The sequence below is a fragment of the Clostridium sp. Marseille-P3244 genome, from assembly GCF_900120155.1.
Lineage (GTDB): Bacteria > Bacillota > Clostridia > Lachnospirales > Lachnospiraceae > Mediterraneibacter.
Map to the genome: position 1 here is coordinate 125,623 of NZ_LT635548.1, position 26,007 is coordinate 151,629.

Genomic DNA, 26,007 nt, shown 5'->3' on the forward strand with positions numbered 1-26,007 from the left:
AAAGCGCGGCCCTTTGTAAGCAAGCTTACAGGACCGCGCTTTCTCTTATGCGCACGTCAGATCTGTTGATTCAAATTGTGAATTATACAACTCTGCGTAGAAGCCGTCTTTTTTGAGGAGTTCTTCATGGGTTCCCTGTTCGACGATATCGCCGTCTTTCATGACAAGGATCAGATCAGCGTCGCGTATCGTGGAAAGACGATGGGCTATGATGAAGCTGGTCCTTCCTTTCATCAGGTTATCCATGGCCTTCTGAATCAGCACTTCAGTCCTTGTGTCAACGGAACTGGTGGCCTCATCCAGGATCAGGATCTTTGGATCTGCCAGGATGGCTCTGGCTATGGTAAGGAGCTGTTTCTGTCCCTGGGACACATTGCTGGCTTCTTCATTCAGCTCCATTTTGTAGCCGCCCGGCAGGGTCTGGACGAAACGGTGGACATGGGCGGCCTTCGCGGCCTGAATAACTTCTTCATCTGTCGCATCCAGCCTTCCGTACCGGATATTCTCCATGATGGATCCGTGGAACAGCCAGGTATCCTGGAGCACCATGCCGAACATCTGGCGGAGTTCGCTCCGGTTAAAGTCTCTGATATCGTGTCCGTCGATCCGGATGGCTCCGCTGTTCACATCGTAAAACCGCATAAGGAGTTTGATCATGGTCGTTTTCCCGGCTCCGGTGGGACCTACAATAGCGATCTTCTGACCTTCTTTCACTTTTGCAGAAAAATCATTGATAATTATCTTATCCGGATTGTAACCAAAGTGGACATGATCGAATTCCACATCTCCCCGAAGTCCTTCCGTAGAAACCGGATCCGGTACCGTCTGTTCTTCTTCCTCTTCATCCAGGAACTCAAATACCCTCTCTGATGCCGCCGCAGTAAGCTGAAGCATATTGGTCACCTGGGCAACCTGCTGGATGGGCTGGGTGAAATTCCTTACGTACTGGATAAAGGACTGGATGTCTCCCACCTCGATGGCCTGACGGATCGCCAGAAAACCGCCCAGGATCGCAACTCCTACATATCCCAGATTCCCGATGAACTGCATCACCGGCATCATCATCCCGGAAAAGAACTGAGATTTCCAGGCAGAATCGTAGAGTTTGTCATTTGTTTTATTGAATTCCCGGATCACATCCTCTTCCTTGTTGAATGCTTTGATGATATTGTGTCCGCTGTAAATCTCTTCCACCTGTCCATTTACATTTCCAAGATATTTCTGCTGTCCCCGGAAATATTTCTGTGAATGTTTCATCACAAACGAGATAAGGAATACCGAGATGGGCAGGATCAGCAGCGCTACCAGCGTCATCAGAGGGCTGATGGAGAGCATCATGACCAGCACGCCGATAAGCGTCGTCACCGATGTGATCATCTGTGTCGCGCTCTGGTTCAGGCTCTGTCCCAGTGTGTCCACATCATTGGTCACACGAGAGAGCACCTCACCCACCGGTTTTGTGTCAAAATAGTTCATCGGCATCCGGTTAATCTTCTCGGAGATCTCCTTTCTCAGACGGTAAGTCGTCTTCTGAGAAACACCTGTCATGATGATTCCCTGTATAAAGGTACACAGCGCGCTGATCAGATACAGTCCCAGTGTGATGAGAAGGATCCTTCCGATCTTTCCAAAATCCATGCCGCTTCCCCCGGAAACTCTGCTGACAAGACCATTAAAGATCTCTGTTGTCGCTTTTCCCAGAATCTTGGGTCCCACAATATTAAATATAGTTCCACAGATCGCAAATATGGCGACAAACAGCATATGCACCTTAAAAGTACTCATATATCTGATCAGTTTCCTGATCGTCCCCTTAAAGTCCTTTGCCTTTTCTCCTGCCGCGTTTCCGCGTCTTCCCATACCATTAGGCATGATCCGGCACCTCCTTTCCTGAATACAGGCTGTCTTCCATTCCGGCCTTCAGTTCGGATTCAGACAGCTGCGAAGCAGCGATCTGCTGATATACCTCACAGTTTTTCAGCAGTTCTCTGTGAGTCCCGATCCCGGCAATCCGGCCGTCATCCAGCACGATGATCTGTTCCGCGCTCAGGATCGTACTGATCCTCTGTGCCACGATCAGCACTGTACTGTCTTTTGTCCTCTTTTTCAGCGCTCTTCTCAAAGCCACATCCGTCTTAAAGTCAAGCGCAGAAAAACTGTCATCGAAAATATATACCTCCGGGTGCTTTGCAATGGCCCTTGCGATAGAAAGCCTCTGCTTCTGCCCTCCGGACACATTGGAACCGCCCTGAGAAATGGGGCTTTCATATCCATCCGGCTTTGCGTCAATAAATTCTGTAGCCTGGGCGATCTGCGCGGCTTCGATCATTTCCTCTTCACTTCCGTCCGGATTTCCAAACATAATATTGGACGCGATGTCTCCGGAGAAAAGGAGGCCTTTCTGAGGCACGTATCCCAGCTTCTCACGGAGTTCATGCTGTGTAACATTCCGGATATCCACTCCGTCCAGTGTAATGCTTCCTTCGGATACGTCGTAAAATCTGGGGATCAGATTCACCAGAGTGGATTTTCCGCTTCCGGTACTTCCAATGATCGCCGTAGTCTCCCCCGGCCTGGCTGTAAATGTAATGTCATGCAGGACATTCTCATCTGCTCCGGGATATCGGAAAGAAACATGGTCAAATGTAAGCAGCCCTTTTTTCGTTTTGGAAAAAGATTCCGGCTGCCCGGGGTCGTGGATAACGGTTTTGCTTGACAGCACTTCCTCCACCCGGTCCGCGGCTACAGCTGCTCTCGGCAGCATGATGGAGAGCATGCACAACATCAGAAATCCCATGATGATCTGCATCGTATACTGGATAAACGCCATCATATCTCCCACCTGCATCTGCCCCTCGTCGATGCCGTGAGCCCCCGTCCATACGATCAGAACAGAGATCCCGTTCATAACCAGCATCATGACAGGCATCATAAAGGTCATCGCCCGGTTGACAAACAGATTGGTTTGCGTCAGCATGCGGTTTGCGTCATCAAAGCGCTCTTCCTCGTGTTTTTCTGTACTGAATGCCCGGATGACAGGCAGTCCTGTAAGAATCTCCCTCATGACCAGATTCACCTTATCTACCAGAGTCTGCAGCACTTTAAATTTGGGCATTGCCACAAGGAACAAAACAAGGATCACAAGACCGATCAGTATCACCGCCAGGGCGATGATCCAGGACATGGATACATTGGTCTGGAACACCTGTATGATCCCTCCGATCGCAAGGATCGGCGCATAAAGTACGATCCGCAGGAGCATGACGATAATCAGCTGAATCTGCTGGATATCATTTGTACTCCTTGTGATCAGGGATGCTGTAGAAAAATGATCAAACTCATTATTGGAAAATCCCACTACTTTGTGGAATACCCTTCCTCTCAAATTCCTTCCTGTAGCGGCTCCTACACGGGAAGCCATAAATCCTACCAGTACGCTGGCCGCCATCCCCAGAAACGCGAGAGCTACCATCTTACCGCCGGTGGAAAGGAGATAGTGGATCTGGATAGCGTCCATATCCATTCCCAGATCTTCATAGGCGGTCCTGACATAACTGACCGCCGCCTGCTCAAGAATCGTCTCCGGCACATCCTCCATCTGCTCCTCCATTGTCTGTATGAGGGCATCTCTCTGCTCTTCCGGAAACAGTTTTATGATATCGAACACGGTCATATCTTCTGTCACTGCCTGTGCAGGGAGGACGGATCTTAACTGATCCTCTATCTGTTTTGTCATATCACTGCCCGACTCAAACCCTGCTGTCAGCATCATAGGAGATGCGAGGATGTCTCCCAGCTCTTCCAGCTCTTTTTCATCCGATGAAACAGAATTTTTCAGCACATATGCCTCGGTATCATAAGTACTGTTGTCTGCATCGTAGGCGCTGAGGACCGTGTCCTGTTCATCCGCCGGGACGAACAGCAGCAGGTTCTCCATATCTTCCGCAGAGACCGCTTCCGGCACCTGATCCTCAATCCCGCCCTGCTGGATTCCCACATTGACAATATCTGATGTGTACGCAGGAAGCGACAGGTCACAGTACGCCTGCACAAACAGAACGACAATGATCACCAGCAGAGATTTCCAGTGTTCTGCCGCGTATTTGAATAAATTCTTCATGCCTTTTCTTTCCTTTCATAATTTTCCAGATTTTCATTGATCTGAAGCATCAGCCTCCTGAACAACAGCTTTTCCTCCAGATTCATCCCTTCAAACAATATCTGCTCCATCCGGTCGGCAACCTCTTTGACCGACTGGATGCAGGATCTGCCTTTCTCGGTCAGTGTCAGCCGCATCACCCTCTGATCCTGAAGGTCCGGCCGCCGGGTAATATACCCTGCCTTCTCCATTTTCTGAATGGAAGATGTAATGGAAGGAGCTGTCACATTCAGCTGTGACGCCAGTTCTTTCTGGGACATGGACTCACACTGAAACAGTGTAAACAAAACACTCGCCTGGCTCCGATTCATATCTAACTCCTGATACATTCCCTTTGCACTGTTCATAGCCCGGTGCGCCACAATCCCGATAAGACCCAGGATTGGTATTTCCTTCATATCACAACGCAACATCCTCTTCCTCCCGCAATATTAATTAGTTAGAAAACTAAATGATATATTAGTAGTAATATACAATAAAGTCAATATAGAAATCCTGATTTCACCTTTTTTTCATACTTTTTGCATAAATTTATTTTATATCCTATTTTATATATAACGGTAAATATACTGATAACAAATGCATAAGAAAATCAGAAAAATGTGCCGAAAAATACAGAAAAATATCAATTCCTTGACAAAAGAAGATTTTTAACTTTATAATATAATAGTTTGAATTAAAACTATTTGACCGCTATTTTCCGGAAACCGGAAGCAAAAGGAGACTATTATGAATGATCAGGACCTGCATTATCTGCTCCTGACCGGGCAGTATTACTCCAACAGGATCATGACCCAAAGGACCCGCATCCTGGATCTTATGCCGGGACAGCCAAAAATCCTGGAGTTTCTTTATGAACATAACGGATGTACACAGAAAGAGATTGGAAAGGGTTGTCTGCTGGACAAATCTACAGTCACCAGCCTTCTCTCCAGAATGGAGTCTCACGGACTCGTCAAAAAACAGACCGATCAGACAGACCGTCGCAGTATCTGCATTTTTCTTACTGAAAAAGGCATGGCCACAGCAGAAAAAGTATGCCGCATTGGCTCTGAAACAGACCGGATCGGCTGGAAAGAGATCACGGAAAAGGAAAAAAAGAAATTTATCGAAACATTTAAAAAAATCATAAATAATCTGCAGCAATGGGAGGGCTCATTATGAAAAACTACTTTGTCAGATATTCCTGGTTTATTTTCGGTGTCCTGCTGAGTTCACTTGGCATCGCGCTTACAACAAAGGCGGCAATGGGGACGACCCCTATCTCCAGTGTCCCCTATGTGCTCAGCTTCCGCTTTCCTCTAAGTTTCGGTCAGATCACGTTCCTCATTAACCTGCTCTTTATCCTTGGACAGGCTCTGCTCCTCAGAAAAATTTCCGTCCGATCCAGCTTCTTCAGATTGGAGTCAATCTTATCTTCAGTTCCTGCATCGACCTGGGGATGTTCCTTCTTTCCTGGTTTCATCCGGCAAATTTTGCGATACAACTGTTCTCCCTGCTTGCCGGATGCGCGGTCCTATCCCTGGGTATCAGCATCGAAGTCGCCCCTGATGTTCTGATGGTTCCCGGTGAAGGGATCGTAAATGCCATGTCCATCGCATTCAAGCGGAAATTCGGCTCAATAAAGGTTATTTTCGACGTGACTCTGATGGCTGCAGCCTGCGCGTTGTCCCTGCTCTTTTTTCACCGCATCCAGGGACTTGGTCCCGGAACGATCATTTCCGCACTGATCGTAGGACGTTTTGTCAACATGTGGAATAAAAGACTGCCTCTGATCTCTTACATACGGAAACTAGCGGTTAAAAAATAGATCGTAACCCGGTTCTTTTCATTCTTCTGTTTTCATCCGGCTCCGGATCGTTTTTACATTGATGCCATTTACTTCAATATGATCATCTACAGGGATCACAAGGCACTGCCGCCCGTCGATGATCCTTGTCTCCACCAGATCGGCCCGTTCCGGGTTTACTTTGATGACCACATCCGGAGTCTCGATATTAAATTTCCTCGTCTCCGCAATGTTTGCCGCCATCAGGGAAGCTTTTTCTCCTGCATTCTCTTCAAACCTGCGCTCGAATCCTTCCATCTTGTCCGCGTCAACTCCGCTCTGCTCAAAAATCTTTTTCACATCTATGGCATCCAGTGTGAGCGGCTCAGGCTCCTCTTTATTCTCCTCGATCAGGTCATTGAGTGTCTCGTGGATATTCCGCACAGTCTCATAATCTGCGTCCACACCAAGCGTGTCTTCTATGATCATCTGGAACGTCTCCTTCTGGGTGTCCGCAGACATGGGCATCTTCGCACCCAGAAGCTGCCCGATCATTTCCGGCTGCAACTCTTCGGACTTCTTCGTGTAATACAAAAGGCCGTGCAGATCCGTCCTCCGGTCATTAAAAGCAGGAAAAAGAAATCCTTTATCCGGCATGTCCACGATCCAGTCCCGGATCCGGTCCTGGATCCGGTTGTCCTCCGCATTATAACTCAGGCCGGCCTTTGACAACGTCACAGGACAGATGCTCATGAGCAGATACTCGTACACTTCATCAGAAGCGTCAAACATTTCCATGCCGTCAGAGGTCCTGCCTGGAATGTCATACAGGGCGTGGATCAGGATGATATAATAGTTTTCTGCATATTCATATGTAGCGATCACTTTGTCATAAAACTCTTCCAGAAGCATATCATCCTCCAGCCTGCTGTCCCTCAGTTTCAGCAGGAATTCCTGAGTTCCGCCGGGCAGCTCCGCCTCCAGCGGGAATTCCAGGTTCAGAAGATTTTTCCCCACGGTCCCGGAAAGCGTTTTCTTAAAAATATCAAAATATTTGAAAGCTTCCTCCTCCGGAAGCGACAGGAACGCGTCCTTTGACTCCATCTTCTTTGTCTTCTCGTGATCTACATAGCATCCGCATATTCTCGTAATGGCACAGTTTGCCGGAGTAAACTGTTTTCTTATTTCCAAAATTTCTTTTTTGTTCATTGTCCTGATACCTCATTTATATATGTAATCTGTCGGCCGGGCATCTGATAATTCCCGGTTTCGTCTCCAGCTGCCCTCTTTTTTACTCCTGCCCTGTATGCAGGATCCTGTTCGCGTTTCGGATCCGTTCCCTGTCCGGAGGCTCTATCCCTGCCAGAGGATACTCATACCCCAGCTCTTTCCATTTATATTCTCCGAATGTATGATACGGCAGGACTTCCACCTTCTCCACATTATCCAGTGACTTTATAAAGTCATAAAGTCTCTCCAGATACTCGTCTTTATCATTTCTCGCCGGTACAAGCACATGCCGGATCCAGACCGGTTTCCCGATCTGGGACAAATATCTCGCCATGTCCAGAATATTCTCGTTTGTATGTCCGGTCAGGATCCTGTGCTGTTCATCATCGATATGCTTGATGTCCACCAGCAGAAGATCCGTATACTGCATCAGTTCATGAAATTTTCCGAAAAATGGTTCTTCTCTTGTAAATGGCGCTCCGCTCGTATCGATCGTCGTATGAATCCCTTTCTCTTTGGCCTTCCGGAATAATTCGATCATGAAATCCATCTGCAGGAGAGGTTCTCCGCCGCTCACTGTAATCCCCCCGCCATCCTTCCAGTAAGACTGATACCGCAGCGCCTGCGCCAGAAGCTCATCGGCGCTCCTCTCTTCTCCCACCTGCATATTCCATGTATCAGGATTATGACAGAACTGGCAGCGCATAGGACATCCGGCCACAAATATAACAAATCGAACACCCGGTCCGTCCACAGAACCAAAACTTTCCGTAGAATGAATAAAACCTTGCATAAATCTCCTTTCGGGGACGTAGTAAACTTCAATTTGACTACGTCCCAAATTAAAATTCACCCTGTCCCTCCCTGTCAAAATAACTAAATATAGTATTCAGAATGGCATAAATCCCCGCCTGTTTTGTGCAAATTTGAGGGAAATAGGTATTATCTTCAAAAAAGGGACAGGGCTATCGTTAAAAGGGGACGTAGTAAACTTCAATTTGACTACGTCCCCGAAACAATTACATTCTATCGTGGCATGTTCTTGCGATTACGTCCAGCTGCTGTTCTCTCGTCAGATCGATGAACTTCACGGCATATCCAGATACGCGGATCGTAAAGTTTGCGTACTCTTCTTTCTCCGGATGTTCCATAGCATCGATCAGCTTCTCGGTGCCGAACACATTTACATTCAGATGGTGCGCACCCTGATCAAAGTATCCGTCCATCACATGAACCAGATTGTTTGTGCGTTCTTCATCGTCATGTCCCAGTGCTCCCGGGCTGATTGTCTGTGTATTGGAGATTCCATCCAGTGCCTGTTCATACGGAAGCTTCGCCACGGAGTTGAGCGATGCCAGCAGGCCGTTCTTCTCTGCGCCATAAGATGGATTTGCCCCCGGCGCCAAGGGCTCACCGGCTTTTCTTCCGTCCGGAAGGGAGCCTGTCGCCTTGCCGTATACCACATTCGATGTGATCGTAAGGATCGATGTTGTGGGTTCTGAATTCCTGTAGGTGTGGCATTTTTTCAGCTTGCTCATAAAGGTCCGCAGCAGCCATACCGCGATCTCATCTGCCCGGTCATCATCATTTCCATATCTGGGGAACTCTCCCTCCGTCTCAAAATCAACGGCAAGGCCGTCTTCATCACGGATCGCTTTTACCTTTGCGTATTTGATGGCGCTTAAGGAGTCAACTACGTGTGAGAAACCTGCGATACCTGTTGCAAATGTGCGTCTTACATTTGTATCGATCAGAGCCATCTCTGCCGCCTCGTAATAATATTTGTCATGCATATAGTGGATCATATTCAGCGTATCCACATACAGTTTGGAAAGCCACTCCATCATCTGGTCGTATTTTTCCATCACTTCGTCATAGTCAAGGTACTCCGATGTGATCGGCCTGTAAAGCGGCGACACCTGCTGTTTTGTCTTCTCGTCAACACCGCCGTTGATCGCGTATAGAAGGCATTTCGCAAGATTTGCCCTTGCTCCAAAGAACTGGATCTCCTTGCCGGTCTGTGTGGCAGACACGCAGCAGCAGATGGAATAGTCATCTCCCCATACCGGTCGCATAACATCATCGTTCTCATACTGAATGGAACTTGTCTTAACGGAAATGTAAGCCGCGTATTTTTTGAAATTCTCCGGAAGATGAGAAGAGTACAGCACGGTCAGGTTCGGCTCCGGTGACGGCCCCATATTCTCCAGCGTATGGAGAAAACGGTAGTCATTCTTTGTTACCATGTGACGTCCGTCCATTCCGATCCCTGCCATCTCCAGAGTTGCCCATACCGGGTCACCGGAAAACAGCTCATTGTAAGATGGAATCCTTGCAAATTTCACCATGCGGAACTTCATCACCATATGGTCGATCAGTTCCTGGGCCTGTTCCTCTGTCAGAATTCCTTTCTCCATATCTCTCTGGATATAGATATCAAGGAATGTGGAGATACGCCCGACACTCATGGCAGCGCCGTTCTGCGTCTTGATCGCCGCAAGGTATCCGAAATACAGCCACTGCACCGCTTCTTTTGCGTTTATGGCGGGTTTTGAAATATCAAACCCGTAGACAGCCGCCATTTCTTTCATCTCTTTCAGAGCTCTGATCTGATCCGCGATCTCTTCCCGGAGACGGAAGTCCGTTCCCTTCATTCCGTGTCTCTCATATTCAATAAAATCAGACTCTTTCTTCTCAATCAGAAAATCAATCCCGTACAGAGCCACACGACGGTAGTCTCCAACGATACGGCCCCTTCCGTATGTATCCGGAAGCCCCGTAATGATCTTGTTGTGACGTGCCTTCTTCATCTCGGGAGTGTATACGTCAAACACGGCCTGATTGTGGGTCTTATGATATTTTGTAAAGATTTCATGCAGTTTTTTGCTGGGCGTATATCCGTACGTAGTGCAGGCCTGTTCTGCCATCTTGATCCCGCCATAGGGCATGAAAGCCCTCTTGAGCGGTTTGTCTGTCTGAAGCCCTACGACCTGCTCCAGATCCTTCATTTCTTCATTAATATATCCGGGTCCATAGGCAGTCAGCCCTGAGACCACCTCTGTCTCCATATCCAGGACGCCGCCTTTCGCGCGTTCTTCTTTCTGAAGTCTGGAAAGCTCTCCCCAAAGTTTATTTGTTGCCTCAGTGGGACCTGCGAGAAAGGATTCATCTCCTTCATACTGCGTATAGTTATGCTGGATGAAATCCCGTACGTTGACTTCTTCCTGCCAGAGATGTCCCTTGAAACCGGTCCACTGATCAAATACTGCTTTTGCCATATTTTAACTACCTCCTCCATGAAATCTGTGAATTACTCCAACCGGGACAAGGTTAAAGCAGATTCTTCCCTCCTTGTCCATGCGCTAGTATACCATCATGTTAAAAGAATGACAACCTTTATTTTGATAATTGTTCTCAAATTCTGTATTGTACATGATTTTATACAATTTATACCATATTTTGTATTTAAAAATCAATAGGATACATTTTCTTGTGTTAGATCCTGCCGATCTTTTCTCCCGTCATCATATCTTTTCCGTTGTCGCTGCTCAATCCCCTATATTCTTTTTCTGTCTGTCGTGATCCCGCGGAAAAATAAAACGCTGCCGCTCTGAGTAGCTGTATCTCATTGCGGCAGCGTCAATCACTCTTGTACTGCTATATTCTGGTCCTGTCCTGACTGTATCTTAAAAAGTAAAGGCTTCTCTGCTGTCCGCTCTGTCCTACATGATCCTGCGGAACAGATCCTTGAGATCTTCCACGCTGGCATCTTTCGGGTTGCCGGGCGCGCATGCATCCGCATGGGCAGACTCGGCCAGGAACTGCAGGTCTTCTTCTTTTACCGCCTCCAGTTTCGTCGGGATCCCTACATCCACAGAGAGCTGACGCACCGCATCCACGGCAGCTTTCCTGTACTCATCCACAGACATCTCATCCACACCTTTTACCCCCATTGCTCTGGCGATCTCCCGGTATTTCTCCCCTGTACAGTCCGCATTGTACTCCATAACAATGGGAAGCATCATGGCACAGGCCACCCCGTGGGGAGTGTCATAGACTGCCCCCAGTGTATGCGCCATAGAATGTGCGATTCCCAGTCCCACATTGGAAAATCCCATTCCGGCAATATACTGCCCCAGAGCCATTCCGTCGCGCCCTTCCTTCTCGTTGGCGACTGCTCCTCTCAGTGATTTTGAGATAATCTCAATGGCTTTGAGATGGAACATATCTGTCATCTCCCAGGCCGCTTTTGTGGTATATCCCTCGATAGCATGGGTCAGAGCGTCCATTCCGGTGGATGCCGTCAGGCTCTTCGGCATGGAAGACATCATGTCCGGGTCGACAACAGCGATCACCGGCATGTCGTGCGGATCCACGCATACAAATTTTCTCTTTCTCTCTACATCCGTGATCACATAATTAATGGTCACCTCCGCCGCAGTGCCTGCCGTGGTCGGCACTGCGATGATCGGAACACAAGGATTCTTCGTGGGAGCAGTTCCTTCCAGACTCCTGACATCCTCAAACTCGGGATTGGCGATGATGATGCCGATGGCCTTCGCCGTATCCATGGAAGATCCTCCTCCGATAGCTACGATATAGTCTGCCTTGGCTGCCTTGAACGCGGCCACGCCATGCTGCACATTTTCGATCGTCGGGTTTGCCTTGATATCCGAATAAATCTCATAGGCCAGCCCCGCCTTGTCCAGCACATCAGTCACCTTTCCGGTCACACCGAATTTGATCAGATCGGGATCTGAGCATACGAACGCTTTCTTGTAAGCCCTTGCCTTCGCCTCTGTGGCGATCTCCCGGATTGCTCCCGCCCCGTGGTAGGATGTTTCATTGAGCATGATTCTGTTTGCCATTTTTTCCGTCTCCTTTTCTTACTGGATCTAGTGTTGATATTACCGAATCCGGCGGTTCTGCCCGGCCATTCATCCTCAGACCGGAAACAGGATTCCGCTTTCTGATTCTATTTTAACACTGCCGTACAAAATGAAAAGTTACAAAAAGACTGATCTGTCACATTTCCCGCAGATCAGTCCTAATTTCATTTCTTATATTTATGCCTTCGGCTTCTGTTTTTTACCGTCTCTGTGTTTTTAAAGAAGTTCCAGTTTTCTGAATACTTCCGACAGCTCTGCCGGCATGGCGTCCACCAGGGCATCCGCCATCTGTTCCGGGGATCCTTTGATCTTCCCTGACACCCACTGCACTGTCATATAAATAGAACCCTGGCAGTACATCTCCAGCAGAAATTTCAGATGATCCGATATCTTTCGTCCTGTCTTCCCCTGGATCCGCTCAGTATAGAACTCCAGGATCAGGTGAAAGTCATGTTCCCTCAGATTGTTCTGGTCATCGTTGGCGAAAGCTGTCTTAAAGAACAACTGCTCCTTTTGGATATAGTAAAATTTATTTACAAGTCCTTCCCGGATGGTCCTGCCCTCTCCCATATGTTCAAAAGATTCCAGGAGGATCTTGTCAAAATACCAGTTCACCAGATCATACTTATCTCTGAAATTCCGGTAAAATGTCTGTCGGGTCGTTCCGCACTGTTTCACGACAGCGCCCACTGTGATCTTCTCAAGTGGAGAAGTTTTCATACAGTGCTTCATTGCTTCCGCAAGACGGTATTTCATCGTGTCACGGGTTCTATCCATAAAATATGCACTCCCGGTCTTTTCCCTGCGGGAACAGCCTTTTTCCGTTCCCCGCTACTGATCAAACCGCACCTTAATATATGCTTTGATCTCCTCTGCGCATTTTTCAAATCCCAGCTTGCCACTGTTCAGGCACAGATCATAATTTCTCGCGTCGGCCCACTCATGCCCTGTATGGTACCGATAGAAATCTCCTCTGTACGCATCGGTTCGCTCGATATATTTCTGCATCTCTTTTTCTGACATACTGTGACGCTCCATGGCCCGGTCAAGACAGAACCTCCTGTCCGCATGGATAAATACACTGACTACATTGGGATAGTCTCTAAGTATATAATCTGCGCATCTGCCGATGATGATGCAGGACTCTTTGGACGCCAGATCCTTGATCGTCTTCGCCTGGTAATTAAAAAGATTGTCGTCAGACGTAAATCCTTTGTCCTCCGGCGGAAGCAATTCGCCGTCATAAGGCCGGCTGAGGACCCTGAACCATCCCGCGCGCCGGATTTTCTCGTCGGACATGCCGAAAAGTTCTTCATTGATCCCACTGTCATCTGATGCCATACGAAGGATCTCCCGGCTGTAACAGTTGATGCCCAGGTCTTTCGCCAGCATCGCTCCGATGGTCTTTCCGCCGCTTCCATACTGCCTTGAGATGGTGATCACGATATTCTTCATAAAGATGCACCTCCTTTACTCTCCCAGATAAGCCTTTTTGATGGAGTCATCCTCCAGAAGGTCTTTTGCCCTTCCCTCAAGAACGATATTTCCTGTTTCCAGGACATATGCCCGGTCCGCGATAGCAAGAGCTTTTTTTGCGTTCTGTTCCACAAGAAGCACTGTCGTCCCGCTTTCACTGACAGAACGGATAATATCAAAGATCTCATTTACAAGGATCGGAGAAAGCCCCATGGAAGGTTCATCCATAAGGATCAATTTGGGCTTTGACATGAGCGCTCTCCCCATAGCCAGCATCTGCTGCTCTCCACCACTTAACGTCCCGGCCATCTGATTTTTCCTCTCCTCCAGACGGGGGAATCTTTTATAGACATTCTGAAGACTTTCTTCGATCTCCGTCTTATCCTTTCTTGTATATGCTCCCATTTTCAGATTCTCATATACACTCAGTTCCGCAAACACGCGCCGTCCTTCCGGTACATGGGCCATCCCCATGGATACGATCTTATGGGCGGGAAGTTTCGTAATATCCTTTCCCTCAAAGATGACCTGCCCTTTCTTCGGCGAGATCAGGCCTGTAACTGTGTGCAGCGTAGTCGTCTTTCCCGCGCCGTTGGCTCCGATCAGGGCAATAACTTCACCTTGGTTTACCTCGAAAGAAATCCCCTTGATCGCCTGGATAACGCCATAATATACTTCCAAATCTTTCACTTCAAGCATTGCCATTTCCAGATTCCTCCTATTCTCCGAGATACGCTGTGATGACCTGAGGATCATTCAGGACATCCGATGTCTTTCCCTGGGCCAGCACTTCTCCGAAATTCAGCACAGTCAGCTTTTCACAGATGCCGCTCACCAGCTTCATATCATGTTCAATAAGAAGGATCGTCATGTGGAAATTCTCCCTAACAAACTGGATCATCTCCATAAGTTCTCCTGTCTCATTGGGATTCATCCCGGCAGCCGGCTCATCCAGCAGGAGAAGCTTGGGCTCTGTCGCCAGCGCTCTTGCGATCTCCAGCCGTCTCTGCTGTCCGTAGGGAAGATTGTCCGCTTCCACGTGAGCCGCTTCTTCCAGCCCGAAGACCTTCAAAAGCTCCATGGCCCGCTCGTCCATTTCCCGCTCGACTCTCCGGTAGGCAGGCAGGCGGAAGATTCCTGACAGTGCGGAGTAGTGATGTTTATTGTGGAGTCCGGCCTTTACATTGTCCAGCACACTCAGCTTCTTAAACAGACGGATATTCTGAAATGTCCTGGCAACTCCTGCCTTGCAGATATCGATGGTCTTCTTCCCCGTGATATCCACCCCGTCCAGCACGGCTTTTCCGGAATCCGGCCGGTACACTCCTGTCAGAAGATTAAATACCGTGGTCTTTCCCGCGCCGTTGGGCCCGATCAGACCGTACAGTTCTTCTTTCTCGATGGATATGTCAAACGCATTCACTGCGCGGAGACCGCCAAACGAAATGCCAAGATTTTTTACATCCAGTAATGCCATTATTTCACAGCCTCCTTTTTCTTTCTCCCGAAGGTGAGATATTTTTCTCTGAACTCAATCGCTTTGGGCGCCCAGTTAAAGAGCATCATAACGATCAGTACGATAGCGTATATCAGCATACGGTAGTCCGACAGGCCTCTGAGCAGTTCCGGAAGCAGTGTCAGGATAACTGCCGCGATGATGGATCCCCTGATATTTCCGATACCGCCCAGCACCACGAATACAAGGATCATGATCGACTGGTTGTATCCGAAATTGTTCGTGTTCGCAGTCAGGGTCGACAGGTTATGGGCGTACAGCACTCCGGCAGCTCCGGCCAGAGCCGCAGAGACCGTAAATGCCATCAGTTTGTATTTGGTCACGTTGATCCCGATGGACTCGGCGGCGATCCGGTTGTCCCGGATGGCCATGATCGCTCTTCCGTCCCGGGAATTGATCAGATTTATAATAATAAACAACGTGATCAGGACAAGGATAAAACCGATCAGGAATGTAGAATCCTGAGGCGTCCCTGTGATTCCCTGGGGGCCGTTCACGATCACCTGTCCGTCTGGCTGCATATTCAGTGACAGCGCGTCCTTTGTGGAGAAATGGAATCCATTGGAGTCCTTTCCCACGAACAGCACATTGACCAGATTCTTGATGATCTCACCGAAAGCCAGTGTGACGATGGCAAGATAGTCTCCTTTCAGGCGCAGCACCGGAATCCCGATCAGGATACCGAACACGGCCGCCACAGCGATCCCGATAAGAAGCGCCAGGAAAAACCGCAGCGGGGCGATGGTGATCACGTCGCGCGTACATTTCGAGAAAAACGCGCTGGCGAACGCACCCACACACATAAATCCGGCGTGTCCCAGGCTCAGCTCTCCAAGGATGCCCACCACAAGGTTCAGAGATACCGCCAGGATCACGTAGACGCACAGCGGGACCATGAGACCTTCCAGCAGGCTGGAGATACTGTCCGTGGCGATCAGCGTCTGCATTATAACAAACGCCGCGATCACCATACCGTACGTGATCAGATTATTTCTTGTATTTTTATTTATCTTACTTATTTTCTTCCCCATCTCGTCCACCTACACTTTCTCCTGAATCTTCTTTCCTAAAAGTCCTGTAGGCTTTACCAGAAGTACAATGATCAGAACCGCGAACACAATAGCATCCGCCATCTGGGATGAAATATATGCCCTTCCGAAGATTTCGATCACACCCAGCAGCAGCCCTCCGATAAAGGCTCCCGGTATAGAGCCGATCCCTCCGAATACTGCCGCGACAAAGGCTTTGATACCGGGCAGAGCGCCCGTATACGGGGTCAGGCTCGGGTACGCGGAACATAGCAGCACTCCGGCTACCGCGGCCAGCGCGGATCCGATAGCAAAAGTAAGAGCTATTGTCCCGTTTACATTGATCCCCATCAGCTGTGCCGCGCCTTTATCTTCTGAAACCGCGCGCATAGCCTGTCCCGGCTTCGTCTTCTGCACAAATGTAACCAGGACCGCCACGATGATCAGGCAGACGATGATCGTCACGATCGTTTCTCCGGAGATCGTCAGTGTCCCATTTGCGAAAGACAGCCCTTTCCACTTGATCACTGACGGAAATGTCTGCGCGCTCGGTCCGAAAAACAACAGTGCCAGGTTCTGCAGCAGATAGCTGACACCGATAGCCGTGATCAGTACTGCCAGAGAAGAAGAGGCGTTGCGGAGCGGTTTATAGGCGATCCGCTCGATCACGATCCCCAGCAGAGTACACACACAGACCGCGATCAGCACCGCCACCACCGGAGACATTCCCCCCTGCGTCATGGCCAGAAGAGCGGCATAGGCGCCTACCATGATGACATCCCCATGAGCAAAATTCAGCATCTTCGCAATACCGTAAACCATGGTATAGCCCAGAGCGATGATCGCATACACACTCCCCAGGCTTAATCCGTTAATCAAATACGATATAAAGCTCATATTCATTCCCTTCCATTCTGTTTTATCTTATCTGTTTCGATATTAGCTAATTATACCACAGAAAGCATCTCTATATCAACAAAAAAATCGAGTACACTCTGTTTTGCAGTGTACCCGATAAACCCTTTATTTTCTACTTTTTATTCTTTGTGCTTATGATCGTATAATAGCTCTTGGAAGTCATCCAGTATACGATCATGTAAAAAAGCGCGAACACAAGATAGCAGCATGACGTCGTGATGAGGAATGTCTTCTCCTCTGCTGCGGAGGAGAGCAGCATCAGGATTTTAGAGATCAGAGGGAACGCAAACGCCAGGTGTATGCCCGCCGTGATGAGAGGCAGGAAAAACACTGTCAGTACCTGAGAGTTGATGCTTTTTTTAACCTCTTTCTGGCTCATGCCCACTTTCATCAGGATATCGAACCGGCCCTGATCCTCGTATCCTTCCGTGATCTGCTTGTAGTACATGATCAGCACAGTCCCGAACAGGAACACAGCTCCCAGCAGGAGTCCCAGGAAAAACAGTCCGCCGTTGATACTGACCAGATCTGTCCTGCCCTGCGCCTTTGAATCTGTGGAATAATTGGGCAGATCCGCGCCGCCCTCTTCCCCCAGCTGCCACAGCCTGGCATAAATTTCGTCATTGATCTCCAGCTGCTCCTCTTCGTCGCAGTCCATGTCAAACGAGTATTCCTCCGAGATAGCGGCCATAAAGCCGCCGTACTCTTTTACCAGTGCCAGCTGATGATCAGCGGCCTGTTCCATAACGGAAAGATCCTTTACCACAAGAAAGAGGCTCCCGTTCATATTCGCTTCTGCCATTCCCACCTGGAAGGGGGGTTCTGACAGTGTTTCTACCTTCCACGGGTCAAACCCTTCCATTTCGAGGGTATCCTCCGTATAATCCATTTTGACAGTGTACAGAAGAACTTCATTGTCATTCAGCTGACGGTTTTCCCCGGAAAGCTGATTATAGTCTTCCAGGCAGATCATATAGAAATCCACCAGCTTGGAGTAATCCAGCGTTCCGTTGGCCTCTGCCTCGTAAGTGTTCAGGGTAAGCTGATTCCCGGACTTTATGGCATAATTCCGGTACAGCAGATAGTCTTCCACATTCTGGGCGGTCTGCCCATGATCTGAGAGCACCTCATTTATGGCCTGGATATAAGGTTCTGTCTCGCTCCTCTGGATGGTAGGCCCTTCCATGGAATTCCCCATGCTGATCGTGTAATCGTGAGGATACCTTTTTTCCACGGCTTCTCCTGTCTGGGCATACAGACATACCGTCGAGGACACGGTCACCAGCACCATGGTGGACAGGATGCAGATCGACGCCAGTCCCGCTCCGTTCCGCTTCATCCGGTACGCCATGGAAGAAATCGATACAAAATGCTTTGTCTTATAATAGTACTTTCTGTTCTTCTGCAGCAGCCGGCACAGTACAACAGACCCCGTGATAAAGAGGATGTAAGTAGCCACGATGACCATGACCACCGCGTTAAAGAACATCATCATCGCGGACAGCGGCTCCATCACTGCCACTGCCAGATAATATGCCCCGGCAAGGAGTGCCAGCCCGATCAGAGCCAGCACCCAGTTCCCTTTCGGCGGCTTCTCTCCTACGCTCTCACTCTTTAATAGTTCCACCGGGCGCAGCCGATAGATGGAGATGAGTACCCGCAGCATGATCAGAAAGAAGATCGCCAGGAACAGTCCCGCCGTGTACATGATCGGTTCCAGCGCGATGTGGATGCCGAATCCCGTCGCTCCTCCAAGCAGCTTCATGGCTGCCAGCTCCGCCAGTTTTGCGAACAGAAAGCCAAACACCAGGCCAAGTGCCAGTGAGACCGCAGCCGTGATCAGGTTTTCCCAGACCAGGATCTTTACCAGGTTCCGCTTCCCCATCCCCAGGATATTATACAGTCCGAACTCTTTCTGACGTCTGCGGATCAGGAAGGAATTGGTATAGTAAAGAAAGATCAGCGAAAACACTGCGATCACAAACACTCCTACTCCAAGGAGAGCCTGCAGGGATTCCCCTCCCCGCACATTCTGGAAATCTGCGCTGACAGACAGGTATGCCACGATATAGAACATCATGATCATACAGATGCAAGTAAGGATATAAGGAAAATAAAACTTCCGGTTCTTCAGGATGCCTTCTTTGGCAAGCCGTATATAAAATCCTCCCTTCATCGCCTGTCACCACCTGTCGCCAGCATTGTCAGCGTATCGGATATTTTCTGATAAAGCTGTTCGTCCGTCATTGCTCCTCTGTACACCTGGTGGAACACCTCGCCGTCCCGGATAAACAGGACCCTGCCCGCCCGGCTGGCTGCCTTGACCGAATGGGTCACCATAAGGATCGTCTGCCCTTTCTGATTGATTTTCGCGAACAGGGAGAGCAGTTCATCCGTAGAGCGGGAATCCAGAGCTCCTGTAGGCTCATCTGCCAGGATCAGCCGCGGATCCGTAATGATCGCCCTTGCTACCGCCGTTCTCTGCTTTTGTCCTCCGGATATCTCATACGGATATTTGTCGAGAAGGGCCGCGATCCCAAGTTCTCCGGCGACAGGCATAAGTTTTCTTTCCATCTCCCGGTATGCCATTCCCTTCAGCACAAGAGGCAGCAGGATATTGTCCCTGACATTGAATGTGTCCAGCAGATTAAATTCCTGAAACACGAATCCCAGATTATCTCTCCTAAACTCGGATATATCCTTATCCTTTATCACAGACAGCGGCTCTCCGTCCAGATATACTTCTCCCTCCGTAGGTTTATCCAGTGCCGCCATGATATTCAAAAGCGTTGTCTTACCAGATCCGCTTTCTCCCATGATCGCCACATACTCCCCCTCTTCCACAGAAAAATTCACACAGGAGAGCGCCTGGACCTGATTTCCTCCAAACCGGGTCCTGTATATCTTTTTCAGATTTTTCACCTCTAAAACAGCCATCGATATGACCTCCTTTACGCGTATTTGTCCGCGTCCGCCGAGAATGAACATCCCTTGCGAACTGTGCTCAGTATAACAAAAACAGCGGGAATGCCGACATCGAATCCTGTGACATTCCAGCTGTCCTTTGTGACACTTTTGTAAGATGCTCAAAAGATGAAGTCTTCACTACTCTGTCTGTAGATCGTACGATTCCAGATCAACAATAAACCTGCTTCCCCTGCCGGGCTCTGACCGGACCATCAGTCTATGCCCCAGCATATCAGCCGCTTTCCTGCACAGATACAGTCCGATCCCGGTAGATTTTCTATCCATCCTGCCGTTATAACCGGTATACCCCTTCTCAAAAATACGTGGAAGATCCTCTGGTGCGATCCCGATCCCGGTATCCGCGATCACAAGCTGTTTTCCCTTCTCTACTGTGATCGTGACGGTACCCTCGGAAGTATATTTGACCGCGTTGGACAGCAGCTGTTCGATAATAAACGAAAGCCATTTTTCATCCGTCAGCACCTTTTCGGAAGTCCCTTCATACACAAGACGCAGCTTCCTTCGGATGAACTGCCCGGCGTATTTTCGTACCGCTTTTCTTATGATCTCATCCAGATCATATTCCTGGATGACCAGATCCGACGCTCCTTCTCCCAGACGTATGTAAGACAGCGCCATTTCGGCATACTGTTCCACCCGGAACAGTTCGGAGGCCAGTTCCCGGTTCTCCTGAGTATCTTCCTGCTGGAGCATGACTTTCATGACCGCGATAGGTGCTTTGATCTGATGCACCCAGACTGCGTAGTAGTCTTCCAGGTCCCTGCGGGCATCTTCCCTTTTCTTGCGTTCTTCCCGGATCGCTTTCTCCATCTGGACGAGCATCTCCTGATAATCCGCCTCCATCAGACTGTCCGCCTTAGGGAGCGCGTCCAGGATATCCGGAAACACGCCTTCCGTAAAATCGATATTACGCAGCTCTTCATGTTTGCTTTTATGTTTCAGAAAACCGGCAACAAAAAATACAGCCCCGAAGGCTCCGGATAAAAGAAGCGGATACCACACCGCTTCCATACGGATACCGTACAGGGCAAACACAACCCCGAATGACAGTGCGCACAGCACTCCCCAGGCCCATACATACCGGCAGTCATACAGATATCTGAATAAACGTTTCACCGAATGTCTATCCTCCTGTGCCAAATGGTACTCTGATCAGGCGTTTCCAGATATAATGTAGCCTTCTCCTACTTTTGTCGTGATAAAATCTGTCAGCCCGGCCCGTTCCAGTTTCTTCCTGAGCCTTGCGATATTTACCGTCAGAGTATTCTCTTCGATATAGTTATCTGTCTCCCACAGCCTGGTCATCAGAGTGTCCCTGCTCACAAGCCTGCCTTTGTTCTCCATGAGAGTCTGCAGAATCCGGAATTCATTCTTCGTCAGGCTGATCTTCTTTCCCTCATAGGTCAGTGTCGTGTCATACAGATTCAGGATCGCTCCCCGGTGTTCCAGCACGGGGATCTTTCCCGCCAGGTCATAGGTCCTGCGCAGGACGGCCTGCACTTTTGCCGTGAGTACACTCAGATCAAAAGGCTTTGCGATAAAATCGTCCCCGCCCATATTCACAGCCATAATGATGTTCATGTTGTCTGCTGCCGAAGAAATAAATATAACCGGAACATTGGATATCTTCCGGATCTCGCTGCACCAGTGGTAACCGTTGTAAAACGGCAGTGTAATGTCCATCAGGACCAGATGCGGATCATACTCGGTAAACACCGTGAGTACATTCTGAAAATCCCGGACATACTCCGCGGTATTCCCCCACATGGACATCTCTTTCTGTATCGCCTGCGCCATCGGCAGATCGTCCTCGATGATAAGTATCTTGTACATAAACACTCCTTTTCGGGCGGGTTCAGTCAAGTATTTTCATCACCAGATCTCCGTCACCGCTGGTGGAAAACCCGGTCTTCTCATAGAACCCCTTCATCAGCTCCTGGTACTGTTCCGGCCCCGTATATCCCAGCGGCGCCAGCTGATATCCCACAGGGGCCGTGATCAGTGTGACCCCTTTTTTCTTCAGCTGATCCGTGATCTCATTCATGCAGACTGTACCGTAACCCTTTCCCCTCAGGGCAAAATCCTCCAGATAAAATTCTATGATCTCTGCTTTTGTCTTACTCTCAAGATAATACTGCATATGGAAGACAGGATAGCCTTTTTCATACACGTCCACAGTCTCGGGACGGTACCGGAATTCCAGGATATGCATACTCTTATCTGTAAGATCCACCGCCCGAAAATATTCTTTTCTTATATATACTGCTATTGACATGGTTGTTTCCTCGATATCTGAAGCTGCACATTCACTCCGAAGGGATTGATCACCACTCCTCTGGCTTCTCCCGGAAGCACAGACGGTATTTTTGCTGCCGGGACAGCCGCTGTCTTTACTTTCTTCCCTTTGACAAATTTCTGAAGCTCCATCACATCAGTAAAGATGGGCTGGAATATTGTGCCGTCCTTCTGTTTCAGTATAGGGACCTGCCCGTTTTCCTCCAGCACCACCAGAAAGGTCCCTTTCCTGTAATGGGCCATCATTTCTTCCTGCATATTCTTTAACTCTTCTGTTATCCGGGAGGGATTCTGCCGGCGCATCTCCTGCATCAGATATATAGCTGTAAGATGGAGCTCGGGATTCTCGATCTGGATGCTTCCTTCCGGGAGATCCTCCGGTTTCTTCCGGGTGACAAGGTCTGTAAGCTGGACACTGATCTGAGTATCTGTTCCGCTGTTAACGACAAGACAGTTCACGCCCATTGCATAGAGGCTTGTATAGAATGCCAGAAGCTGTTTTTCCTCCAGCTTTCCAACCGCCGTCGGATACTTCCGGTCGGTCAGCTGCCGGGCTTTCTCTTTCGCGTCTTCCAGCCTGTAGTACAGAAAAACCTCATCATCAAACGTTTCTTCATCGCAGACGACAAAGGGAAGCTTCGTAGCCTGAGACATGACCGCATATAATTCTCCCGGCCTTCTCAGTGCTGCCAGCGTCTCCTTTTTTGTCACTGTTGTATTATCATTTTTCATCTTATATGTCTTTCCTTTCGATTTCTGTCTGCTATTGTATCATATCTTCCCCGTCAGTTCCAACACATATGGCAGGAAAATAATACATCCGATGATGACTGATATGACCGCAGCGAACAGCACTGCCCCCGCTGCCGTATCCTTTGCCAGCTTGGCCAGGGGCTTTTTCTCTTCCGTCACCAGATCGACCACTGCTTCCACCGCCGTGTTTACCAGCTCCAGTCCGGCCACAAGCCCGAACAGGAGAAGACAGATGCACCACTCCACGGGAGTGATTTCAAACAGAGTACCGGCCAGCGTCACAAAAATGATCGCCAGACAGTGGATCTTCATATTCCGTTCTCTTACGATACCTGTCCATATTCCCTCAAAAGCGTATCCGAAACTGTGGTACAGAGCCCTCTTTTTCTCCTGTTCTGATGATTCGTTTCTCTTCATCATCTCTCTCCTCTTTTCCTGTTCCTTTCCCTGTTCATGGCACAGGTCATTTTCTGGACAGCAGATGCCTGATAAACACATACAGCATGATAATGACCGCCATCATGTAGCCCAGGGCCCCGAGAGCAGGGATGCCCAGTATCTTCGGCGTCATATCTGTCGTACATATGATACTGGAGCTGATCAGAAGCGCCATGACCCAGAGTCCCATCACTATATTTCTCACAAGTCGGCGCAGAAGCCGGGCCAGGTCATCTGTTACCTGCAGATCCAGATTCACCTTGGCCTGCCCTTTCAGGTATCCGTTCATCATATCTGAGAACATGGACGGAATATCCAATGCCTTGCGCAGTGACCTCACAATACTCCTTCCACCGCTTTTTAACTCTTTTTTCAGATCCAGATTCCGGAAAAATTCTCCTGACATATGGGCTGTAGCAATCTCAACCATATTGATCTCCGGAGCGATATCCGCCAACAGTCCCTCCATGTGGGTCAGTCCCCGCGCCAGCATCGTCAGTCCATGGGGCATTTTGATCTTATTGTTCTTCATCACTTCCATAAGATCCGCCATGACTTCCGCCACATTGATCTGTCCCATCTCCACATTCCCATACTTTATAAGCAGTCCGTCGATATCTTCGTAAAGCTTTCTCTGGTCAGGCCGTTCTTTAAATTCCCCGATCCCCAGCACCGCCTGCTGGATCAGTCCCACATCACCAAGGGCCACTCCCTGCACCGCTTTTCCGATCATCTTCCTGTCATGTTCCGTGAGGCGCCCCATCATGCCCATATCGATCCAGATGATTTTCCCGTCCCGGATCTTTACGTTGCCGGAGTGGGGATCCGCATGGAAAAACCCGTCGTCCATGACCTGCTTGATATAGTTGTCCACCAGTTTGCTGCCGATCTCCTTCAGGTCATATCCGGCTTCGGTCAGCTTCTCTTTCTCGTCAATGCCGATGCCGTCGATATATTCCATGACCAGCACATGTACTGTCGTGTACTGCTGATACAGCACCGGAGTCCCCACGAAATTAACATCCCGGTTCCGCCGGGCAAACTCTTCCATATTTGCCGCTTCTGTAAGAAAGTTCATCTCATCTCTTGTGACGGACCACATCTCGTCCAGAACAAGATCAAGGTCTGCCATCCCTTTGATACTTACCGGCGGCATAAGTCTGACAGCCTTGTGGAGCAGATCGATATCCCTGGCCATCTTTTCGTAGATACCACGGCGCTGTACCTTCACTACCACATCCTCGCCGCTGCGAAGGACTGCTCTGTGCACCTGGGCGATCGAAGCGGAGCCCTGCGGCTTTTCTTCTATGGAAGAAAATACTCTCTTCCAGGAGCGGCCGTAGGACTCTTCGATCACTTCGATCACTTCTTCATAAGGCATGGGATTTACTTCCGAACGCAGCAGGAGCAGTTCATCACAGTACCGTTTCGGAAGGATATCCGAGTGCATGGACATGATCTGTCCGATCTTTATGAAGGTAGGCCCCAGGTCCTCCAGGATCTCCCGGAGTTTCTTTGGAGTCACTCCTCTGGTGATATTATGTCTTCGCAGGATAGCAATGATCTCCCGAAGCCTGGAATTATATTCGATCGGTTCTCTTGTATTCATTACCGTCACACCCGCTTCCGTTTACCGCGCCTGTTCTGCATCGGAAGATTCTCTGTCACCTGCCTCTTTCTTCCGGATCTGCTCCTTAAGCGCTTCAATCTCTTCCGGAGTCATTCTGTCAAGAAGATCCAGGATCTCCTCCCCGGAAGACGCTTTCGCCGGTTCCGTCTGGTCTTTCATTGTTTTTTTAATATTGTGCTTCAGTTCCTCATTTAGGACTTTTCCCTGTTCTACGGTAAGTTCTCCCTTTGCCACCATTTCATCAAGAAGATCTTTTGATTTCTCTGCTGTCACGGCTACAGCTCCAATTCCCGCAAGTATGATCTTTTTAATATTGTCACTGAATTTTTCCATGAATATTGTACCTTCCTTTCCTCTGACGGCCTCCTTCCGGGACCGGACCGGTTTTTTCACTTTGATTTTACCTCTATCCGGACAGTACGTCCAGACGTAACCTTATGATTTCACATCTATTTCTCCGCTCTTTGGGCTATAGATAACCTCAAACTCAGGAGCTGTCCTTCCAACATCCTTTTTTTCCAAATATACGGACATATATACTTTATCCGGATATTTTCCGATATCCCTGGAAAACCGGACAGAATCGAACGAATTCTCCTCATACATATCTGTTATCCTCCTGGCGAATGCCTCCCTGTCAGCTGTACTGCAGCCGTTCGCCACTATAGTCAGATGACACTCTTCTTCTTTTGTGCGGCTGCTTACTACATCAGGTATACCGGAATAACTCCTCCTCCAATCTTCATAATAAGCATTCCCCCGGGGAAAACCCAAAATCACCAGTATCACAAGGACCAGTGTCAGCTTGGTTATCATCCGTTTCTTTTTCTTCAAACGCATTTATGCCTCACTTTGTTTCCTCTTGCTTCAATTTGTATCACTTTTACAACCGATTATATATATCATTCCATTTAAAATC

The 26,007-nt window shown here is 48.9% G+C and carries 26 protein-coding genes; 2 read left to right on the top strand and 24 right to left on the bottom strand.

The features are described 5' to 3' along the window. Positions 1–45: 45 nt before the first annotated feature. The 3 genes from BQ7367_RS00585 to BQ7367_RS00595 are packed head-to-tail and all read right to left on the bottom strand — an operon-like array spanning position 46 to position 4,557. A complete protein-coding gene (locus BQ7367_RS00585) occupies positions 46–1,872 on the bottom strand; it encodes an ABC transporter ATP-binding protein (protein WP_072523695.1) in 1,827 nt (608 codons plus the stop codon). Then, the gene (locus BQ7367_RS00590; protein ID WP_072523696.1) at positions 1,865–4,120 is read right to left on the bottom strand and encodes an ABC transporter ATP-binding protein; all 2,256 of its coding nucleotides are present in this window, start codon (positions 4,118–4,120) and stop codon (positions 1,865–1,867) included. Before BQ7367_RS00590 ends, BQ7367_RS00585 begins: the two co-directional genes overlap by 8 nt. Continuing rightward, positions 4,117–4,557 (bottom strand): MarR family winged helix-turn-helix transcriptional regulator, encoded by a 441-nt coding sequence (locus BQ7367_RS00595; protein WP_235837507.1) that lies wholly within the window; start codon positions 4,555–4,557, stop codon positions 4,117–4,119. Before BQ7367_RS00595 ends, BQ7367_RS00590 begins: the two co-directional genes overlap by 4 nt. A 331-nt stretch (positions 4,558–4,888) precedes the next feature. Here BQ7367_RS00595 and BQ7367_RS00600 point away from each other — a divergent pair, with 331 nt between their 5' ends. Then, positions 4,889–5,323 (top strand): MarR family winged helix-turn-helix transcriptional regulator, encoded by a 435-nt coding sequence (locus tag BQ7367_RS00600; protein ID WP_072523698.1) that lies wholly within the window; start codon positions 4,889–4,891, stop codon positions 5,321–5,323. A gap of 148 nt (positions 5,324–5,471) precedes the next feature. On the opposite strand, the gene BQ7367_RS14680 is transcribed toward BQ7367_RS00600, so the two are convergent. Continuing rightward, a complete protein-coding gene (locus tag BQ7367_RS14680; protein ID WP_235837508.1) occupies positions 5,472–5,624 on the bottom strand; it encodes a hypothetical protein in 153 nt (50 codons plus the stop codon). Between BQ7367_RS14680 and BQ7367_RS14685 the strand changes: the two genes are divergently transcribed. Then, on the top strand, positions 5,574–5,969 hold the full coding sequence (locus BQ7367_RS14685; RefSeq protein ID WP_235837517.1) for a DUF6198 family protein: 396 nt from the start codon (positions 5,574–5,576) through the stop codon (positions 5,967–5,969). The genes BQ7367_RS14680 and BQ7367_RS14685 overlap by 51 nt on opposite strands. An 18-nt stretch (positions 5,970–5,987) precedes the next feature. Here the strand turns inward: BQ7367_RS14685 and BQ7367_RS00610 are convergent, their stop codons facing one another. The 20 genes from BQ7367_RS00610 to BQ7367_RS00705 all read right to left on the bottom strand — a co-directional run bounded on the left by BQ7367_RS00610 (position 5,988) and on the right by BQ7367_RS00705 (position 25,928). Beyond that, complete coding sequence (locus tag BQ7367_RS00610; protein WP_072523699.1) at positions 5,988–7,136, bottom strand: DUF4317 domain-containing protein; 1,149 nt, start codon at positions 7,134–7,136, stop codon at positions 5,988–5,990. A gap of 82 nt (positions 7,137–7,218) precedes the next feature. Then, a complete protein-coding gene (gene pflA / locus BQ7367_RS00615; protein WP_072523700.1) occupies positions 7,219–7,950 on the bottom strand; it encodes a pyruvate formate-lyase-activating protein in 732 nt (243 codons plus the stop codon). Between the two features lie 226 nt (positions 7,951–8,176). After that, positions 8,177–10,435 (bottom strand): formate C-acetyltransferase, encoded by a 2,259-nt coding sequence (gene pflB, locus BQ7367_RS00620; RefSeq protein ID WP_072523701.1) that lies wholly within the window; start codon positions 10,433–10,435, stop codon positions 8,177–8,179. A 444-nt stretch (positions 10,436–10,879) separates the two neighbouring features. Beyond that, positions 10,880–12,025 (bottom strand): lactaldehyde reductase, encoded by a 1,146-nt coding sequence (gene fucO, locus BQ7367_RS00625; protein ID WP_072523702.1) that lies wholly within the window; start codon positions 12,023–12,025, stop codon positions 10,880–10,882. A 237-nt stretch (positions 12,026–12,262) separates the two neighbouring features. Further along, positions 12,263–12,823 carry a TetR/AcrR family transcriptional regulator C-terminal domain-containing protein gene (locus BQ7367_RS00630; protein ID WP_072523703.1) on the bottom strand — a complete coding sequence of 187 codons (561 nt, stop codon included), beginning with the start codon at positions 12,821–12,823 and terminating at the stop codon, positions 12,263–12,265. Positions 12,824–12,877: 54 nt separating this feature from the next. Continuing rightward, positions 12,878–13,501 (bottom strand): cytidylate kinase-like family protein, encoded by a 624-nt coding sequence (locus BQ7367_RS00635; RefSeq protein WP_072523704.1) that lies wholly within the window; start codon positions 13,499–13,501, stop codon positions 12,878–12,880. Positions 13,502–13,516: 15 nt separating this feature from the next. Next, on the bottom strand, positions 13,517–14,227 hold the full coding sequence (locus BQ7367_RS00640) for an ABC transporter ATP-binding protein (RefSeq protein WP_072523705.1): 711 nt from the start codon (positions 14,225–14,227) through the stop codon (positions 13,517–13,519). 13 nt (positions 14,228–14,240) lie between these two features. Beyond that, positions 14,241–14,999, bottom strand: coding sequence for an ABC transporter ATP-binding protein (locus BQ7367_RS00645; protein WP_072523706.1), 759 nt, complete (start codon positions 14,997–14,999; stop codon positions 14,241–14,243). After that, entirely contained in the window at positions 14,999–16,069 is a 1,071-nt protein-coding gene (locus BQ7367_RS00650) for a branched-chain amino acid ABC transporter permease (protein ID WP_072523888.1), read from the bottom strand. The genes BQ7367_RS00645 and BQ7367_RS00650 overlap by 1 nt, the downstream gene beginning before the upstream one ends. A gap of 9 nt (positions 16,070–16,078) precedes the next feature. Beyond that, positions 16,079–16,963, bottom strand: a complete 885-nt coding sequence (locus BQ7367_RS00655) for a branched-chain amino acid ABC transporter permease (RefSeq protein ID WP_072523707.1) — start codon at positions 16,961–16,963, stop codon at positions 16,079–16,081. 133 nt (positions 16,964–17,096) lie between these two features. Continuing rightward, positions 17,097–19,160, bottom strand: a complete 2,064-nt coding sequence (locus BQ7367_RS00660; RefSeq protein ID WP_072523708.1) for an ABC transporter permease — start codon at positions 19,158–19,160, stop codon at positions 17,097–17,099. Then, positions 19,157–19,921 (bottom strand): ABC transporter ATP-binding protein, encoded by a 765-nt coding sequence (locus BQ7367_RS00665; protein ID WP_072523709.1) that lies wholly within the window; start codon positions 19,919–19,921, stop codon positions 19,157–19,159. The genes BQ7367_RS00660 and BQ7367_RS00665 overlap by 4 nt, the downstream gene beginning before the upstream one ends. A gap of 168 nt (positions 19,922–20,089) precedes the next feature. Continuing rightward, complete coding sequence (locus BQ7367_RS00670) at positions 20,090–21,088, bottom strand: sensor histidine kinase (RefSeq protein ID WP_072523710.1); 999 nt, start codon at positions 21,086–21,088, stop codon at positions 20,090–20,092. A 36-nt stretch (positions 21,089–21,124) separates the two neighbouring features. Continuing rightward, positions 21,125–21,805 carry a response regulator transcription factor gene (locus tag BQ7367_RS00675; RefSeq protein ID WP_072523711.1) on the bottom strand — a complete coding sequence of 227 codons (681 nt, stop codon included), beginning with the start codon at positions 21,803–21,805 and terminating at the stop codon, positions 21,125–21,127. 22 nt (positions 21,806–21,827) lie between these two features. Then, positions 21,828–22,247: a GNAT family protein gene (locus BQ7367_RS00680; protein WP_072523712.1), complete on the bottom strand. Its 420-nt coding sequence runs from the start codon at positions 22,245–22,247 to the stop codon at positions 21,828–21,830. Further along, entirely contained in the window at positions 22,238–22,999 is a 762-nt protein-coding gene (locus BQ7367_RS00685) for an SseB family protein (RefSeq protein ID WP_072523713.1), read from the bottom strand. Before BQ7367_RS00685 ends, BQ7367_RS00680 begins: the two co-directional genes overlap by 10 nt. Positions 23,000–23,038: 39 nt before the next feature. Further along, entirely contained in the window at positions 23,039–23,437 is a 399-nt protein-coding gene (locus tag BQ7367_RS00690; protein ID WP_072523889.1) for a diacylglycerol kinase family protein, read from the bottom strand. A 46-nt stretch (positions 23,438–23,483) separates the two neighbouring features. Then, on the bottom strand, positions 23,484–25,067 hold the full coding sequence (locus tag BQ7367_RS00695) for an ABC1 kinase family protein (protein WP_072523714.1): 1,584 nt from the start codon (positions 25,065–25,067) through the stop codon (positions 23,484–23,486). Between the two features lie 21 nt (positions 25,068–25,088). Then, entirely contained in the window at positions 25,089–25,421 is a 333-nt protein-coding gene (locus tag BQ7367_RS00700; protein WP_072523890.1) for a phasin family protein, read from the bottom strand. Positions 25,422–25,523: 102 nt separating this feature from the next. Continuing rightward, positions 25,524–25,928, bottom strand: a complete 405-nt coding sequence (locus BQ7367_RS00705; protein WP_083588833.1) for a hypothetical protein — start codon at positions 25,926–25,928, stop codon at positions 25,524–25,526. Positions 25,929–26,007 lie beyond the last annotated feature (79 nt).

Coding starts and splice junctions, on each gene's coding strand:
- fucO (WP_072523702.1), bottom strand. CDS start 12,025: ATGGCAAACAGAATCATGCTCAATGAAACATCCTACCACGGGGCGGGA.
- BQ7367_RS00600 (WP_072523698.1), top strand. CDS start 4,889: ATGAATGATCAGGACCTGCATTATCTGCTCCTGACCGGGCAGTATTAC.
- BQ7367_RS00585 (WP_072523695.1), bottom strand. CDS start 1,872: ATGCCTAATGGTATGGGAAGACGCGGAAACGCGGCAGGAGAAAAGGCA.
- BQ7367_RS00655 (WP_072523707.1), bottom strand. CDS start 16,963: ATGAGCTTTATATCGTATTTGATTAACGGATTAAGCCTGGGGAGTGTG.
- BQ7367_RS14680 (WP_235837508.1), bottom strand. CDS start 5,624: ATGAAACCAGGAAAGAAGGAACATCCCCAGGTCGATGCAGGAACTGAA.
- BQ7367_RS00700 (WP_072523890.1), bottom strand. CDS start 25,421: ATGGAAAAATTCAGTGACAATATTAAAAAGATCATACTTGCGGGAATT.
- BQ7367_RS00630 (WP_072523703.1), bottom strand. CDS start 12,823: ATGGATAGAACCCGTGACACGATGAAATACCGTCTTGCGGAAGCAATG.
- BQ7367_RS00590 (WP_072523696.1), bottom strand. CDS start 4,120: ATGAAGAATTTATTCAAATACGCGGCAGAACACTGGAAATCTCTGCTG.
- BQ7367_RS00665 (WP_072523709.1), bottom strand. CDS start 19,921: ATGGCTGTTTTAGAGGTGAAAAATCTGAAAAAGATATACAGGACCCGG.
- BQ7367_RS00645 (WP_072523706.1), bottom strand. CDS start 14,999: ATGGCATTACTGGATGTAAAAAATCTTGGCATTTCGTTTGGCGGTCTC.
- pflB (WP_072523701.1), bottom strand. CDS start 10,435: ATGGCAAAAGCAGTATTTGATCAGTGGACCGGTTTCAAGGGACATCTC.
- BQ7367_RS00705 (WP_083588833.1), bottom strand. CDS start 25,928: ATGCGTTTGAAGAAAAAGAAACGGATGATAACCAAGCTGACACTGGTC.
- BQ7367_RS00650 (WP_072523888.1), bottom strand. CDS start 16,069: ATGGGGAAGAAAATAAGTAAGATAAATAAAAATACAAGAAATAATCTG.
- BQ7367_RS00610 (WP_072523699.1), bottom strand. CDS start 7,136: ATGAACAAAAAAGAAATTTTGGAAATAAGAAAACAGTTTACTCCGGCA.
- pflA (WP_072523700.1), bottom strand. CDS start 7,950: ATGCAAGGTTTTATTCATTCTACGGAAAGTTTTGGTTCTGTGGACGGA.
- BQ7367_RS00635 (WP_072523704.1), bottom strand. CDS start 13,501: ATGAAGAATATCGTGATCACCATCTCAAGGCAGTATGGAAGCGGCGGA.
- BQ7367_RS00675 (WP_072523711.1), bottom strand. CDS start 21,805: ATGTACAAGATACTTATCATCGAGGACGATCTGCCGATGGCGCAGGCG.
- BQ7367_RS00695 (WP_072523714.1), bottom strand. CDS start 25,067: ATGAATACAAGAGAACCGATCGAATATAATTCCAGGCTTCGGGAGATC.
- BQ7367_RS00595 (WP_235837507.1), bottom strand. CDS start 4,557: ATGAAGGAAATACCAATCCTGGGTCTTATCGGGATTGTGGCGCACCGG.
- BQ7367_RS00660 (WP_072523708.1), bottom strand. CDS start 19,160: ATGAAGGGAGGATTTTATATACGGCTTGCCAAAGAAGGCATCCTGAAG.
- BQ7367_RS00685 (WP_072523713.1), bottom strand. CDS start 22,999: ATGAAAAATGATAATACAACAGTGACAAAAAAGGAGACGCTGGCAGCA.
- BQ7367_RS00680 (WP_072523712.1), bottom strand. CDS start 22,247: ATGTCAATAGCAGTATATATAAGAAAAGAATATTTTCGGGCGGTGGAT.
- BQ7367_RS00690 (WP_072523889.1), bottom strand. CDS start 23,437: ATGAAGAGAAACGAATCATCAGAACAGGAGAAAAAGAGGGCTCTGTAC.
- BQ7367_RS00640 (WP_072523705.1), bottom strand. CDS start 14,227: ATGGCAATGCTTGAAGTGAAAGATTTGGAAGTATATTATGGCGTTATC.